Genomic DNA, 14,628 nt, shown 5'->3' with positions numbered 1-14,628 from the left:
ATCCCAAATCAGATCAGCGCCGAAACCCGGTGCGATCCCCCGTGCAGCGCAGACACCGCCGTGACCGCCAGCCTATCCAGTGACAGCGACAAACCCGATCAGAGCACCGCCGGCTGTGGACAACCTGGGGCCGTGTTCACGAGCCGTTTTGGCGATCCTCTGGCCTCCCGGTATTCTGATCAGGTTGTCGGGTCGAGCCCCGCCGTTTGCGGCGAGCGGGCCCAGCCCCCCAAGTACTGATTTCGAGGAGTTGTTGATATGGCTGCCGTGTGCGATATCTGCGGAAAGGCCCCGGGCTTCGGCAAGTCGGTGTCGCACTCGCATCGGCGGACCAGCCGGCGCTGGGATCCGAACATCCAGTCGGTGCGTGCCGTGGCGCGTCCGGGTGGCAACAAGCAGCGCGTGAACGCCTGCACCTCCTGCATCAAGGCCGGCAAGGTCTCGCGCGGCTAGTCACGCGCGCCTGATTCGGTGCGCGACGCCGTTGTTTACCTGAGGTGACGGCAGGGTATTTCCTGTCGTCATGACCTCACGTCGCGCATCGTACTCACCGCTCTGTGCATTTGCGGCCGCAGTCGCGGCCGGTCTCGTGCTGTCCGCGTGCGGCGGCACCAGTTCCGATGGCAACACCACCTCGGAGACTCCCACGACGACGGAGGCTCCGGTGACCTCGGAAGGTCCGGCGACCCATACCGAGACCACCGTCATCGAAACTCCGGTATCGCCCGCACCTGCGTCGCCGTCGGCTGAGATGCCCGTTCCTCCCGGCAACGGCGGCGGTGACGGCGACATGACCGTCCAGATCCCCTCACCGGGTATCCCCTCACCCCCGCCGATCCCGGCGCCGCCGGCGATTCCCGCGCCGCCGGCCATCCCGATGCCCTGACCAGGTCAGGGCAGCCGCCAGTCGATCGGGTCGGCGCCTTTCTGCTGCAGCAGTTCGTTGGCCCGGCTGAACGGGCGTGACCCGAAGAATCCCCGCGATGCCGACAGCGGCGACGGGTGCGGCGATTCGATGGTCTCGCAGTCGCCTTCGGCCAGGAGCGGTTTGAGCGTCGAGGCATCACGGCCCCACAGCACCGCCACCATCGGCTGCTCACGTGCGACGAGCGCCCGGATCGCGCACTCCGTCACCGCTTCCCAGCCCTTGCCCCGGTGCGAGGCCGGAGTGCCCGGCGACACCGTCAGCACTCTGTTGAGCAGCATCACGCCCTGTCGCGCCCATGGGGTGAGATCACCGTTGGCCGGCTGCGGGTAGCCCAGATCCTCGGAATACTCGCTGAAGATGTTCGACAGGCTGCGCGGCAGTGGGCGCACGTCGGCGCCCACCGAGAAACTGAGACCGACAGCATGCCCCGGTGTCGGGTACGGGTCCTGACCGACGATCAGCACCCGTACCTGGTCGAAGGGAAAGGTGAAGGCGCGCAGAACATTCTGACCCGAAGGCAGATAACGTCTGCCTTCGGTGAGCTCGTCGCGGAGGAACTCCCCCATCTGCGCGACATGCGTTTCCACCGGCGCGAGCGCGCGGGCCCAGCCGTCCTCGACAAGTTCATTCAGGGGGCGTGCAGTCACGGAAAGCCAACTTAGCGTGAGCCGTTAGTCGAACGACTGCCATCCCGCGTTTCCGGCCCACGGCGCGCCGTCGACGAGCACCCTGGCCGGGCCTTCGAGCACCCGCCCGACGGCGCGCCAACCTGGTGGCAACGCACCGGGGAATGTCGCGGCCAGCGCGTGGTCCTCGCCACCGCCGAGCACCCACTCCCACGGGTCCGCTCCCACTGCCATGGCGGCATCGGTGACCGCGAGACGATCGGCGTCGAGAAGGCCGCTGTCCAGGTCGATGCCGACGCCGGAGGCCGTCGCGATGTGGCCCAGGTCGGCGAGGAGTCCGTCGGAGACATCGGTCATCGCGGTGGCCCCGGCGTCGGCCGCGCGGGCGCCCTGGCCGTACGGCGGGTGCGGGGTCAGGTGGCGCTGCCGCAACTCGGCGAATCCGTCCTGCCCTTCGATGCCGCGCACCCACAGCGCGAAGCCCGCCGCCGAGCGGCCCAACTCACCCGCCACCGCGACGGTGTCGCCGACTCGGGCACCGCTGCGGCGCACCGGTTCCCGGCCGCCGAGATCACCGAGCACCGTGACAGATATCACCCACAGCGGGGCGCTGACCAGGTCTCCCCCGGCAATGCTGGCGCCCAGCGGCCGAGCCTCATCCCACAGCCCGTCGGACAGTCCCGCCGCGGAAACCACAGAGGTATCGGACGGTGCACCGAAGGCCACCACGAAAGCGGTGGCCCGCCCGCCCATCGCCTCGATATCGGCGGCGTTCTGGGCGATGGCTTTTCGCCCGATATCGTGCGGCGTCGACCAGTCGAGCCGAAAGTGGCGGTCCTGCACCAGCATGTCGGTGGAGACGACGGTGCGTCCGTCGGGCGCGGTCACCACGGCCGCATCGTCACCCGGGCCCAGCGTCACGGCTTCGGCTTGTGTGCGGCCGGCCACCAGGCGGTCGATGACCACGAATTCCCCCGCGCCCGCCAGGGTGTCGCCGTCGTCGTCTCCGGGATTGTCGCCGATCGTCTCGCCGGTCATATCGCCTCCTGCCGGTCGGCCGCCGTGTCCTGAGAGCCCGGACCCGACCTGCGGTACGTTTGGTGCCTGCGGCCAGCAGTTTATGCAGCGAGATCAAGGAGACAGCCGGTGGTGGAGGCTTACGTGCTGATCCAGACCGAGGTGGGCCGTGCCGAAGTCGTCGCCAAACAGCTCGCCGGACTGCCGGGTGTGGTCTCCGCGGAATACGTGACCGGGCCCTATGACGTGGTCTTGCGGCTCAGCGCCGACACCTTGGCCGCGCTGCAGTCCGACGTGGTGCCTGCGGTGCAGCAGGTACCCGGAATCACCCGGACCCTGACCTGCCCGATCGCCAACACCGGCCGGCCATAGAGTTGGTGGTGTGACCGACTCGCCCGCCGCCGACGGACCGCCCCGCACCCTGCTGATCGCAGCGGTCGTCGTTGCGGTCTCGGTGCTGATCACCGTCCTCGGTATCGCGGCGTCCCGGCAGCGCTCACCCGAGCAGCAACCCGTCGCCATTCCGTCGATACCGGCACCGCAGGCCGACAGCCAGCAGTGCCACGACCTCCTGAACGCACTACCCCAGCAGCTCGGCGATTTTCGTCGTGCCCCGACAGTGGACCCCACCCCGCCGGGCACCGCGGCCTGGCGTGCCGAGCCCGATACCGAGCCGGTCGTCCTGCGCTGTGGGCTGGAGCGCCCCACCGATTTCGTCGTCGGCACGCCCCTGCAGGTGGTCGACGAGATCCAGTGGTTCCGGGTGGGCGAATCGGGGCCGGCCACCGATGATCAGGGCCGCAGCACCTGGTACGCGGTCGACCGCCCGGTGTATGTCGCACTGACGCTGCCCGCCGGGTCGGGGCCGACACCCATTCAGCAGATCTCAGGTCAGATCGCCCGCACCATGTCCGCGCAGGAGCCGGCACCGGCTCCGGCGCGCTGAGGTCAGCGCAGGCCGGTCCCGCGTGCCAGCGCGGTCTCGACCATCGCGGTCAGCAATGTCGGGTAGTCGACGCCGCTGGCCGCCCACATCCGCGGGAACATCGAGATGGTGGTGAACCCCGGCATCGTGTTGATCTCGTTGATCACCGGGCCGTCATCCGTCAGGAAGAAGTCGACGCGGGCCAACCCCTGGCAGTCGATCGCGGTGAAGGCACGCACCGCCAACCGGCGGACCTCGTCGGAGATGTCGTCGTCGACCTTGGCCGGTACATCCAATTCGGCTGCGTCGACGAGGTATTTGGTGGCGAAGTCGTAGAAGCCGTCCTCTCGTCCGCGCACGCCGGCCACCCGGATCTCGCCCACGGTGCTGGCCTCGATGCTGCCGTCGGGGAATTCGAGTACACCGCATTCCAGTTCGCGGCCCGGAATCGCGGCCTCGACGATGACCTTGGGGTCGTGACGGCGCGCGAGTTCGATCGCCGCGGGCAGCTCGTCCCACGCCGAGACCCGGCTGACGCCGATCGAGGAGCCGCCCCGGGAAGGCTTGACGAACACCGGCAGGCCGAGGCGCTCGCGGTCCTCCAGGTCGAGCGTCGGAACTGAACCGTCGGGGCGGGGACGCAGCACCACGAAGTCGCCGATCGGCAGCCCCTCGGCGACGAGCAGCTTCTTCGTGAACTCCTTGTCCATGCCGGCTGCGCTGGACAGCACACCGGAGCCCACGTAGGGAATTCCGGCCAACTCCAACAGTCCCTGGATCGTGCCGTCCTCGCCGTACGGGCCGTGCAGCACCGGGAAGACCACGTCGACGGCGGCCAGCAGCTCACCGGGACCGTTGCTCAGCGCCAGCAGCTGGCCACTGCGGTTCGGGGCGGCAGGCAGCGCGAGCTCGGTACCGGACGTCTCGGTCACCTCGGGAAGCCGGCCGTCGGTGATCGCGAGGGTCTCGGGGCTTCCGTCGGTCAACATCCACGAACCGTCGGGGGTGATCCCGACGGCGACGACCTCGAACCGCTCCGGGTCGAGGTTGCGCAGGATGCTGCCTGCCGATACGCAGGAAATCGCGTGCTCAGAGCTACGCCCGCCGTAGACGACGGCGACGCGGGTGCGGGATCCGGTCTGGTTGCGGGCTGTCACAACCTAGAGAGGCTACCGTCCCGGGCCAGGCCTGCCTTCCGGCGCATCCCGACCTGGGCCTTCACCGCCGCAGCGCCTGCTCGACATCGGCGAGCAGGTCGTCGGTGTCCTCGATCCCGGCCGAGATGCGGGCGAAACCGGCGGGCACGGGGTCGCCCCAACGTGCCCTGCGGTCGACCGAGGTATGGATCCCGCCGAAGCTGGTCGAGGCGATGAGCAGCGCGCTGCGCTCTACCAGGGCGTGCACGGCGGCGGCATCGGCCAATTCGATCGACACCAATCCGCCGAAGCGCCTCATCTGGGTGGCCGCCAGCTCGTGTGCCGGATCTTCGGGCAACCCCGGATAACGCACCGAGCGCACCGCCGGATGGCTGCGCAGCATCATCGCCAGGGCTGCGGCGTTCTGGCACTGCCGTTCGAAGCGCAGTCCGGCACTGCCGAGGCTGCGCAGCACCAACCATGCCTCGAACGCGCCCAGGATCGGCCCGGCCAGCAGCCGGTCGCGCTCCACCGCGGCCATCAGCTCGGGCTGGCTGCCGGCCACGTAGCCGGCCACCAGGTCGCTGTGCCCTGACAGTGATTTGGTGGCGCTGGCCACGACCAGGTCGGCGCCCAGCGAAAGCGGTTGTTGACCCAGCGGTGTGGCGGTGGTGTTGTCGACGACGAGGGTGGCGCCACGACTGCGGCAGGTGATCGCCAACCGGTGCAGATCGACGACGTCGAGCCCCGGGTTTGCCGGCGTCTCGGCAAGCACCACGTCGGCTTGCGCGGCCGCCTCACAGATGTCGGCGACGGTTGCCTCGATCACTGTAATTCCTTGCGGTGCAAGGTATTCCACTGCATAACGACGGACCTGATAGTAGCCGTCGGCGGGGACCACGAGCGTGGTTCCCGGTTTGGCCAGCACCCGCAGCGCCGAGGTGATCGCGGCCATGCCCGACCCGAACGTCAGTGCAGCTCCGGCGCCCTCCAGTTCGGCCAGCGCCGCTTCCAGCTGCCGCCATGACGGATTGGAGCTGCGGCCGTAGCTGTCCAGCGGCTCGGTTTCGTCGGGCGAAAGGTGGAACGTCGACGCAGGCACCGGGATCGGCGCCACCGGCTGACCTGGAACCGATTCCAGACCAACAGCTTTGACGCTCCGGGTGGAATCCCCGTACAAGCCGTCCATACCTGTTTTTCCTCCTCGCACCCGGAGGCCGGTCACTCCGGTTTGGTGCTGCGACCCAGTAGTCCCGCGACTGCCTCGTGAACAGACAATCCCTTGTGACACACCCGATAAACGGCGTCGGTCAACGGCATCTCGACACCGTAACTGGAGGCCAGCGCCAGCACCGATTCACACGAGGCCACTCCCTCGGCCACATGGCCGCCTCCCGCGATCATCGCCGATTCCATCGTGCCGCCCTTGCCGAGCCGCTCGCCGAACGTGCGGTTACGCGAATGCCGGGAGGTACAGGTGGCGACGAGGTCTCCGACACCGGCCAACCCGGCCAGCGTGGCGGGGGTGGCACCCAGCGCGATGCCCAGCCGCATGACCTCGGCCAGGCCGCGGGTGATGATCGCGGCCACGGTGTTCTCCCCCAGCCCGACGCCGACCGCCATTCCGCAGGCCAGTGCGATGACGTTCTTGCAGGCCCCGCCGACTTCGGCACCGACCACGTCGGCGTTGGTGTACGGCCGGAAGTATCCGGTGGCCAGGGCGCGTTGCAGCGCGACGGCACGTCCCGAATCGCTGCAGGCCACGACGGTGGCCGCGGGCTGTTCGTCGGCGATCTCGCTGGCGAGATTCGGCCCGGTCACGACGGCGACCCGGGACGGATCGGCACCGGTCACCTGCACGATGACCTGACTCATCCGCATGAGCGAGCCGAGCTCAATTCCCTTGGCCAGGCTCACCAGGGTCACATCGTCGCCGATGAGGTGCTTCCACCCCTCCAGGTTCGCCCGGAGCTGCTGGGCAGGCACACCGAGCAGCACCGTGCAGGCACCCGCCAGCGCCTCGGCGGGATCCGAGGTGGCCCGGATCGTCGACGGCAGCACGACATCGCCGAGATACCGACTGTTGCGATGCTCGGTGTTGATCTCCTCGGCGACCTCGGGCCGACGGGCCCACATCGTCACCGGATTTCCCGCATCCGCCAGCACCTTGGCCAGCGCCGTCCCCCACGCACCGGCACCCATCACCGCAGCCTCTACCACCCGTTCACCCTATCCCGGCGGCAGCGCCACGCGCCGTCACCGGCCGGGCTGGCAGGATGAACCCATGAGCGGCTCCCGGAGCGGCAACGCCGCGGCAACACAGGCCGCTGACGTCACCCTCGTGATCGCGGTGAAACGGCTGTCGGCCGCCAAAACCCGGCTGGCACCCATCTTCTCCGCGGCCACCCGCGAGGCCGTCGTGCTGGCGATGCTCGTCGACACCATCAATGCCGCGTCGACCGTCGCCCCGGTCACCGTGGTCACCCCCGACGAGACGGCGGCGGAGGAAGCGCGGAAACTCGGCGCCGGGGTACTGATGGACCCGACACCGCCCGGTCATCGTGACCCACTCAACAACGCCATCGCCGCCGCTGAGGCCGAGCTCCGCTCTTCGGCACCGAATATCGTTGTCCTCCAAGGGGATCTACCCGCGCTGCAGCCTCAGGAGCTGGCCGAGGCGCTGTCTCTGGCTCGCGGTTATCAACGCAGTTTCGTCGGCGATCGGCACGGCACCGGAACCTCGGCGCTGTTCGCGTTCGGCACTCCCCTGGCTCCGCACTTCGGATCCGATTCGGCTGCGCGCCATCGTCACTCCGGCGCGATCGAACTGACCGGCGCCTGGCCCGGTTTACGCTGCGACATCGACACTCCCGATGATTTGCAGGCGGCACGCCGACTCGGCGTGGGCACCGCCACAGCACGCACCCTCGGCAGGCATGCCGTTAGGTAGCCGGGGACCCGCGCGATAGGGAATGATCGGACAGATGAGCGAAGCCACCGAAGCCGAGCCAGGTACCCGGTCGAACAACTCTCACCGGGACACCGCGGCAGCCGTATCGGGGCAGTCCGACGAGTCGGCGACACCCGAAGCCCCACCGGCGGCCACCTCACCTGCAGTGGACGACGCGCTGCCCGAGGACCGCTACCTCAACCGCGAGCTGAGCTGGCTGGACTTCAACGCCCGGGTCCTGGCCCTGGCGGCCGACACCTCGCTCCCACTGCTCGAGCGGGCGAAGTTCCTGGCAATCTTCGCGTCCAATCTCGACGAGTTCTACATGGTCCGGGTGGCCGGCCTCAAACGCCGCGACGAGATGGGACTTTCGGTGCGCTCGGCCGACGGCCTGTCCCCGCGCGAACAGTTGCGTCGCATCAACGAACGCACCCAGCAGATCGCCAACCGGCACGCCAAGGTGTTTCTCAGCTCGGTCCGCCCGGCGCTGGCCGAAGAGGGCATCGTCATCGTCAACTGGGCCCAGCTCGACGAGTACGAACGCGCAAAGCTCTCCACGTACTTCCACGAACAGGTGTTCCCGGTCCTCACCCCGTTGGCGGTGGACCCGGCCCACCCGTTCCCGTTCGTGAGCGGGCTCAGCCTGAACCTGGCCATCACCGTCAAGCACCCCGACGACGGCGGACAACACTTCGCCAGGATCAAGGTGCCTGACAACGTCGGTCGCTTCGTGGAATTGGCCGCACCGGCCGATGGATCGACAGTGGTGCGGTTCCTGCCGATGGAAGAGCTCATCGCGGCGTTCCTGCCGGTCCTGTTCCCCGGCCTGGAGATCGTCGAGCACCACGCGTTCCGGATCACCCGCAATGCCGACTTCGAGGTCGAAGAGGATCGCGACGAGGATCTGCTGCAGGCACTGGAACGCGAACTGGCTCGACGACGGTTCGGGTCGCCGGTCCGGTTGGAAGTCTCCGACGACATGACCGAGAGCATGCTCGAATTACTGTTGCGGGAACTCGATGTGGCCCCCGGCGACGTGATCGAGGTGCCCGGGCTGCTGGATCTCTCGGCGCTGTGGCAGATCTACGACGTGGACCGGCCCGCACTCAAGGACCGGCCGTTCGTGCCTGCCACCCCACCGGCTTTCGGCGAACGCGAGACACCGAAGAGCATTTTCTCGACGCTGCGCGACGGGGATGTACTGGTACATCACCCGTATGACTCGTTCTCCACCACGGTGCAGCGCTTCATCGAGCAGGCCGCCGCCGACCCCAACGTGCTGGCCATCAAGCAGACCCTCTACCGCACCTCCGGTGACTCACCGATCGTCAACGCCCTGATCGACGCGGCCGAGGCCGGCAAGCAGGTGGTGGCGCTCGTCGAGATCAAGGCCCGCTTCGACGAACAGGCCAACATCAAGTGGGCCAGAGCGCTTGAGCAGGCCGGCGTACACGTGGTCTACGGGTTGATCGGACTCAAGACCCATTGCAAGACCTGCCTTGTGGTGCGGCGCGAGGGGTCGACGATCCGGCGCTACTGCCACATCGGCACCGGCAACTACAACCCGAAAACCGCGCGACTGTACGAGGACGTCGGCTTGCTGAGCGCCGATCCCGACATCGGCGCCGATCTCACCGATCTGTTCAATTCGCTGACCGGCTATTCACGCAAGGACGCCTACCGCAATCTGCTGGTGGCTCCGCGTGGCGTGCGTAAGGGCATCATCGAACGCATCGACCGCGAAATCGCCGCTCATCACGAGGGAGCGACGACCGGAATCCGGTTGAAGGCCAACGCCCTGGTCGACGAGCAGGTGATCGATGCGCTGTACCGGGCGTCGCAGGCCGGGATTCCGGTCGAGATCGTCGTGCGGGGCATCTGCGCGCTACGCCCCGGCGTGGCCGGCTATTCCGACAACATCACGGTGCGTTCGATCCTGGGCCGCTTCCTGGAGCACTCGCGAATTATTCACTTCCGCGCCATCAACGAGTTCTGGATCGGCAGTGCCGACATGATGCATCGTAATCTCGACCGCCGTGTCGAAGTGATGGCTCAGGTCAAGGACCCCAGGCTGACCGCACAACTCAACGAGGTGTTCGAGTCCGCGATGGATCCGGCCACCCGGTGCTGGGAGTTACGACACGACGGCCACTGGACTGCGCTGCCCCAGGAAGGGCAGACAGTCCGCGACCACCAGGTGTCGCTGATGGAACGTCACCGGCACCCCTGATCCCCACACGGCCCGGGCCCATTGCCCGGACCGGTGAATGACCTGCAGGAGTTGAGGTGTCCGACGACAGCACGAAGGCGGCCAAACCGGGCACCAAGCTGGTGCCCGCGGCGGGCGCCGTGTTGTGGCGCGGCGGCCAGGACGCCGCAGGCGCGGCCGTCACCGAGGTAGCCGTGATCCATCGTCCGCGATACGACGATTGGTCCCTTCCCAAGGGCAAGGTCGAGCTCGGCGAGACCGAACCCGTCGCCGCGGTACGTGAGGTTCACGAGGAGACCGGGTACACCGCACAGCTCGGCCGCCGGCTCGGTTCGATCTCGTACGAGATTCCGCAGGGGACCAAACGGGTCTGGTACTGGGCGGCCCGTGCGACGGGTGGCGACTTCACCCCCAACGACGAGGTGGACAAACTCATCTGGCTGCCGGTGCATGCGGCCATGGATCAGGTTGTCTATCCCCATGATCGAAAAGTGTTGCGCCGCTTCGAAAAACACCCACCGGACACGAAGACTGTGATTGTGGTGCGGCATGGATCTGCCGGGCGGCGGTCTCGCTTCAAAGGCGACGACCGATGTCGACCGCTGGACAAGAAGGGCCGGGCGCAGGCCGAGGCAATGGTCGCCCACCTACTGGCATTCGGTGCCACAACGCTTTACGCGGCCGATCGGTTGCGCTGCCATCAGACCTTGGAACCTCTGGGGCAGGAACTCGGGGTGGACATCCACAATGAGCCGGCACTGACCGAAGAGGCCTACGCCGACGATCACAAGGCCGCTCGCCATCGATTGCTCGATATCGCCGCGCGCGCAGGTACACCGGTCATCTGCTCACAAGGCAAGGTGATCCCCGGGTTGATCTCCTGGTGGTGTGACCGGGACCGCGTACGACCCGCCACGACTGGGAATCGCAAGGGCAGTGCGTGGGTGTTGTCGATCGCGGACGGTCGACTACTGGCCGCCGACCATATGTGCAGTCCGTTGTCCAAGCCGCAGTAGACCCACACAGGAAAGGCACGTCGTGAGCTCATCTAAGGCTCACGACGTGCCTTTACCGTAATTACTTGCGGCCCTTCTTGGCCGGTGCCTTCTTGACTGCGGCCTTCTTGGCGGGCGCCTTGGTCGCGGCCTTCTTGGCAGGAGCCTTGGTCGCGGCCTTCTTGGCCGGGGCCTTCTTGACAGCCGCCTTCTTGGCGGGCGCCTTGGTCGCGGCCTTCTTGGCCGGGGCCTTCTTGACAGCCGCCTTCTTGGCCGGTGCCTTCTTGACTGCGGCCTTCTTGGCGGGCGCCTTGGTCGCGGCCTTCTTGGCAGGAGCCTTGGTCGCGGCCTTCTTCGCCGGGGCCTTCTTGGCGGCGGTCTTCTTGGCGGCAGTGCGCTTGGCAGGGCCTGCGGTGACGCCACGCTTGACGGCGGGGCCGTCAGCCGGGAGACGCTGCGCCCCAGCGACAACCGCCTTGAACTGTGCACCCGGCCGGAAAGCCGGCACCGAAGTGGGCTTGACCTTCACGGTCTCGCCGGTGCGCGGGTTACGGGCCACCCGGGCAGCGCGACGGCGCTGCTCGAAAACACCGAAGCCGGTGATCGTGACGCTGTCACCCTTGTGCACCGCGCGGACGATGGTGTCCACGACGTTCTCGACCGCGGCGGTAGCCTGCCGACGATCGGTGCCCAGTTTGGTTGTGAGTACGTCGATGAGCTCCGCTTTGTTCATCCAAAACCTCCGAAACCAGTGGTCCTCTTTGGACCGACTAGAGGACACGGTAAACCCTGTGACCACTGATTTCCAAGAGCCACGCGCAATTTCAGGCGTAGCTAGCGAACAATCCGGCAATCCGCTTGCCCCACTTGGACTCCGCCGGGATGGGTCCAGAACCGGTTTGGCAGGCGGCGAATTCGGGCGCTGAAGCGCCCTCTGGAGGCCTAGATCAGGCCGGCAGAGTACGCGGCTTCCAGCTCGGCCTGCGCTTCTCGTAATCCTCGATCGAAGACAGTTTCCGCAGCGTAAGGCCTATATCGTCGAGCCCTTCGAGCAGCCGCCAGGCCGTGTAGTCGTCAATTCTGAACGGCAACACAACCGTTCCGGCGACGATATTTCGATCTTGAAGATTCACAGTGATTTCCAGGCCGGGATTCTGCTCGATGAGCTTCCATAACAGCTCGACATCGTCTTGGGCGACCTCGGCGGCCAATAGCCCGGCCTTGCCGGCGTTGCCGCGGAAAATATCGGCGAATCGGGATGAGATAACCACCCGGAAGCCATAGTCCATGAGTGCCCAGACGGCGTGTTCGCGAGAAGATCCGGTGCCGAAATCGGGTCCGGCGACCAACACGGAGCCTTTGTCGAATGGCGGGAGATTCAGAATGAACGACGGATCCGTGCGCCAGGCGGCGAACAATCCGTCCTCGAAACCTGTTCGGGTAACCCGCTTCAAATAGACCGCGGGGATGATCTGGTCGGTGTCGACATTGGACCGCCGCAGCGGGACGCCGATTCCGGTGTGGGTACTGAAAGCGTCCATCACGCTTCTCCTTCTGGCTTTTTAGCGGGTCGCGGCGGGCAGATCGGCAGGCGAGGCGAGTTTTCCGCGCACGGCGGTGGCAGCCGCGACAGCCGGTGACACCAGGTGGGTACGGCCGCCCTTGCCCTGTCGGCCTTCGAAATTCCGGTTGGATGTGGAGGCGCAGCGCTGCCCCGGGGACAGTTGATCGGGGTTCATGCCCAGACACATCGAGCAGCCGGCCTGCCGCCATTCGGCGCCTGCGGCGGTGAATATCTGGTCGAGACCTTCCGATTCGGCCTGGGCGCGCACCCGCATCGAGCCCGGCACGACCAGCATCCGCACCCCGTCGGCCACCTTACGATCGCGCAGCACGTCGGCAACCACTCGGAGGTCCTCGATGCGACCATTGGTGCAGGACCCGACGAAGACGGTGTCCACGGCGATGTCACGCATGGCCATCCCGGGCCGCAGATCCATGTAGGCCAAAGCCTTCTCCGCCGACTGACGCTCGCCGTCGTCGCCCATCAACTCAGGATCCGGGACCGACGCGGACAGCGGGACCCCCTGCCCCGGGTTGGTGCCCCACGTCACGAACGGGCTCAACGCGGCGGCATCCAGGTAGACCTCGGTGTCGAATTCGGCACCCTCGTCAGTGCGCAACTGGCTCCACGCGGCAATGGCGGCGTCCCAGTCCGCTCCCTTGGGAGCGTTCGGACGGCCCTTGAGGAACTCATAGGTGGTCTCGTCGGGAGCCACCATCCCGGCCCGCGCCCCGGCCTCGATGCTCATGTTGCAGATCGTCATCCGGCCTTCCATGGACAGCGCCTCGATGGCACTGCCCCGGTATTCGATGACGTGGCCCTGGCCGCCGCCGGTACCGATCTTGGCGATGACGGCCAGGATGATGTCCTTGGCGCTCACCCCGGGCGGCAGCACGCCGTCGACATTGACCGCCATGGTCTTGAACGGCTTGAGCGGCAGTGTCTGCGTGGCCATCACATGCTCGACCTCGGATGTGCCGATACCCATTGCGATGGCACCGAATGCGCCATGGGTCGAGGTGTGGCTGTCTCCACACACCACCGTCATACCCGGCTGCGTCAGTCCGAGCTGCGGTCCGATGATGTGCACGATGCCCTGCTCGACGTCACCCATCGGGTGCAGCCGGATGCCGAATTCCTCGCAGTTGCGCCGCAATGTCTCGACCTGCGTACGCGAGACCGGGTCTGCGATCGGCTTGTCGATGTCGACCGTGGGCACGTTGTGGTCCTCGGTGGCGATCGTCAGGTCGGGCCGTCGCACCGGCCGGCCCGCCATGCGCAGACCGTCGAACGCCTGCGGGCTGGTGACCTCGTGCACGAGATGCAGGTCGATGTAGATCAGGTCGGGCTCGCGGGCCGCGCCCTCTCCCTCACCGCGCGCCACGACGTGGTCTTCCCAAACCTTTTCGGCCAGGGTGCGCGGCTTCACGGATGTCTGTGTCGATTGGTCCATCGCTACTTCTCGATTCGATTAACGGCAAATGCGGGCTTGCATCAAGAGTCCGCCAGGGCTGGGCGGTACTGTCGTCATCTCGCCTGTCATCTCACAATGCGAGACGCTAGTATCTCTCTGTGAGAAATGATAGCGGCATCGGCGTTCTCGACAAAGCGGTGGGTGTGCTGCACACCGTGGCCGAGTCACCTTGCGGGCTGGCCGAACTCTGCGAGCGGACCGGCCTCCCCCGAGCGACCGCGCACCGGCTGGCCGCGGGACTCGAAACCCACCGGCTGCTGGCCCGCGACGGCGACGGCCGCTGGCGTCTCGGCCCGGCCCTGACCGAATTGGCCTCCCACGTCAACGATCCGCTGCTGGCCGCGGGGGCCGCGGTACTGCCCCGCCTACGCGAGATCACCGGCGAGAGCGTCCAGCTGTACCGGCGCGAGGGCCAATCACGGGTCTGCGTGGTGGCGTTGGAGCCCCCGGCCGGACTTCGCGACACCGTGCCGGTGGGCACCCACCTCCCGATGACCGCGGGCTCTGGAGCCAAAGTGCTACTGGCCTACGCCGACCCGGCCACCCAGCAGGCCGTGCTTCCGGCAGCGAAGTTCACCGATCGCGCGCTGGCCGAGGTCCGCAAGCGCGGCTGGGCCCAGAGTGCCGCCGAACGCGAGCCAGGAGTGGCCAGTGTCTCGGCGCCGGTGCGTGACGGGCGCGGCGCCGTGATCGCGGCAGTGTCGGTGTCCGGACCGATCGACCGCATGGGCCGCCGGCCGGGGGCCCGTTGGGCAGCCGATCTCCTCGCCGCGGCCGACGCCCTGACCCGGCGACTGTGAGGCG

General features: G+C 67.3%; 16 protein-coding genes. 8 read left to right on the top strand and 8 right to left on the bottom strand.

The features are described 5' to 3' along the window. The first annotated feature begins 258 nt into the window (after positions 1–258). Both rpmB and AC4LGL_RS10295 read left to right on the top strand, forming a co-directional pair. On the top strand, positions 259–453 hold the full coding sequence (gene rpmB / locus AC4LGL_RS10300) for a 50S ribosomal protein L28 (protein ID WP_003881125.1): 195 nt from the start codon (positions 259–261) through the stop codon (positions 451–453). Between the two features lie 70 nt (positions 454–523). Next, entirely contained in the window at positions 524–886 is a 363-nt protein-coding gene (locus tag AC4LGL_RS10295; protein ID WP_491838613.1) for a hypothetical protein, read from the top strand. Positions 887–891: 5 nt separating this feature from the next. On the opposite strand, the gene AC4LGL_RS10290 is transcribed toward AC4LGL_RS10295, so the two are convergent. Both AC4LGL_RS10290 and AC4LGL_RS10285 read right to left on the bottom strand, forming a co-directional pair. Continuing rightward, positions 892–1,575 (bottom strand): uracil-DNA glycosylase, encoded by a 684-nt coding sequence (locus AC4LGL_RS10290; RefSeq protein WP_491838612.1) that lies wholly within the window; start codon positions 1,573–1,575, stop codon positions 892–894. A 24-nt stretch (positions 1,576–1,599) separates the two neighbouring features. Then, positions 1,600–2,592 (bottom strand): thiamine-phosphate kinase, encoded by a 993-nt coding sequence (locus tag AC4LGL_RS10285; protein WP_491838611.1) that lies wholly within the window; start codon positions 2,590–2,592, stop codon positions 1,600–1,602. A gap of 108 nt (positions 2,593–2,700) precedes the next feature. Between AC4LGL_RS10285 and AC4LGL_RS10280 the strand changes: the two genes are divergently transcribed. Together AC4LGL_RS10280 and AC4LGL_RS10275 are read left to right on the top strand one after the other, a co-directional pair. After that, positions 2,701–2,943: an Lrp/AsnC ligand binding domain-containing protein gene (locus AC4LGL_RS10280; RefSeq protein ID WP_418022543.1), complete on the top strand. Its 243-nt coding sequence runs from the start codon at positions 2,701–2,703 to the stop codon at positions 2,941–2,943. Between the two features lie 10 nt (positions 2,944–2,953). Further along, entirely contained in the window at positions 2,954–3,517 is a 564-nt protein-coding gene (locus tag AC4LGL_RS10275; protein ID WP_064881849.1) for a DUF3515 domain-containing protein, read from the top strand. A gap of 2 nt (positions 3,518–3,519) precedes the next feature. Here AC4LGL_RS10275 and AC4LGL_RS10270 read toward each other — a convergent pair whose 3' ends face one another. From AC4LGL_RS10270 to AC4LGL_RS10260, 3 genes are all read right to left on the bottom strand, one after another. Beyond that, a complete protein-coding gene (locus tag AC4LGL_RS10270; RefSeq protein ID WP_064931317.1) occupies positions 3,520–4,653 on the bottom strand; it encodes a D-alanine--D-alanine ligase family protein in 1,134 nt (377 codons plus the stop codon). 61 nt (positions 4,654–4,714) lie between these two features. Continuing rightward, positions 4,715–5,821, bottom strand: a complete 1,107-nt coding sequence (locus AC4LGL_RS10265; RefSeq protein WP_491838610.1) for a cystathionine gamma-lyase — start codon at positions 5,819–5,821, stop codon at positions 4,715–4,717. A 32-nt stretch (positions 5,822–5,853) separates the two neighbouring features. Further along, on the bottom strand, positions 5,854–6,852 hold the full coding sequence (locus tag AC4LGL_RS10260; RefSeq protein ID WP_491838609.1) for an NAD(P)H-dependent glycerol-3-phosphate dehydrogenase: 999 nt from the start codon (positions 6,850–6,852) through the stop codon (positions 5,854–5,856). 64 nt (positions 6,853–6,916) lie between these two features. Between AC4LGL_RS10260 and cofC the strand changes: the two genes are divergently transcribed. Genes cofC through mutT1 form a run of 3 tightly spaced genes read left to right on the top strand, consistent with a single transcriptional unit; the run spans position 6,917 to position 10,807 of the window. After that, positions 6,917–7,582: a 2-phospho-L-lactate guanylyltransferase gene (gene cofC, locus AC4LGL_RS10255; RefSeq protein WP_491838608.1), complete on the top strand. Its 666-nt coding sequence runs from the start codon at positions 6,917–6,919 to the stop codon at positions 7,580–7,582. A gap of 22 nt (positions 7,583–7,604) precedes the next feature. Continuing rightward, positions 7,605–9,812 (top strand): RNA degradosome polyphosphate kinase, encoded by a 2,208-nt coding sequence (locus tag AC4LGL_RS10250; RefSeq protein WP_491838607.1) that lies wholly within the window; start codon positions 7,605–7,607, stop codon positions 9,810–9,812. A 56-nt stretch (positions 9,813–9,868) separates the two neighbouring features. Beyond that, entirely contained in the window at positions 9,869–10,807 is a 939-nt protein-coding gene (gene mutT1, locus AC4LGL_RS10245) for an 8-oxo-(d)GTP phosphatase MutT1 (RefSeq protein ID WP_491838606.1), read from the top strand. Positions 10,808–10,868: 61 nt separating this feature from the next. Here mutT1 and AC4LGL_RS10240 read toward each other — a convergent pair whose 3' ends face one another. The 3 genes from AC4LGL_RS10240 to leuC all read right to left on the bottom strand — a co-directional run bounded on the left by AC4LGL_RS10240 (position 10,869) and on the right by leuC (position 13,803). Continuing rightward, positions 10,869–11,519 (bottom strand): HU family DNA-binding protein, encoded by a 651-nt coding sequence (locus AC4LGL_RS10240; RefSeq protein WP_491838605.1) that lies wholly within the window; start codon positions 11,517–11,519, stop codon positions 10,869–10,871. A gap of 214 nt (positions 11,520–11,733) precedes the next feature. Next, positions 11,734–12,327 (bottom strand): 3-isopropylmalate dehydratase small subunit, encoded by a 594-nt coding sequence (gene leuD / locus AC4LGL_RS10235; protein ID WP_064881882.1) that lies wholly within the window; start codon positions 12,325–12,327, stop codon positions 11,734–11,736. Positions 12,328–12,348: 21 nt separating this feature from the next. Then, positions 12,349–13,803, bottom strand: a complete 1,455-nt coding sequence (gene leuC / locus AC4LGL_RS10230; RefSeq protein WP_491838604.1) for a 3-isopropylmalate dehydratase large subunit — start codon at positions 13,801–13,803, stop codon at positions 12,349–12,351. 119 nt (positions 13,804–13,922) lie between these two features. Here leuC and AC4LGL_RS10225 point away from each other — a divergent pair, with 119 nt between their 5' ends. Then, on the top strand, positions 13,923–14,624 hold the full coding sequence (locus AC4LGL_RS10225) for an IclR family transcriptional regulator (protein WP_055112748.1): 702 nt from the start codon (positions 13,923–13,925) through the stop codon (positions 14,622–14,624). The last annotated feature ends 4 nt before the right edge of the window (positions 14,625–14,628 follow it).

Source organism: Mycolicibacterium arcueilense (assembly GCF_058536225.1).
Note: the sequence above shows the minus strand (reverse complement) of the source record. Positions and strands in the feature narration are given on the sequence as shown.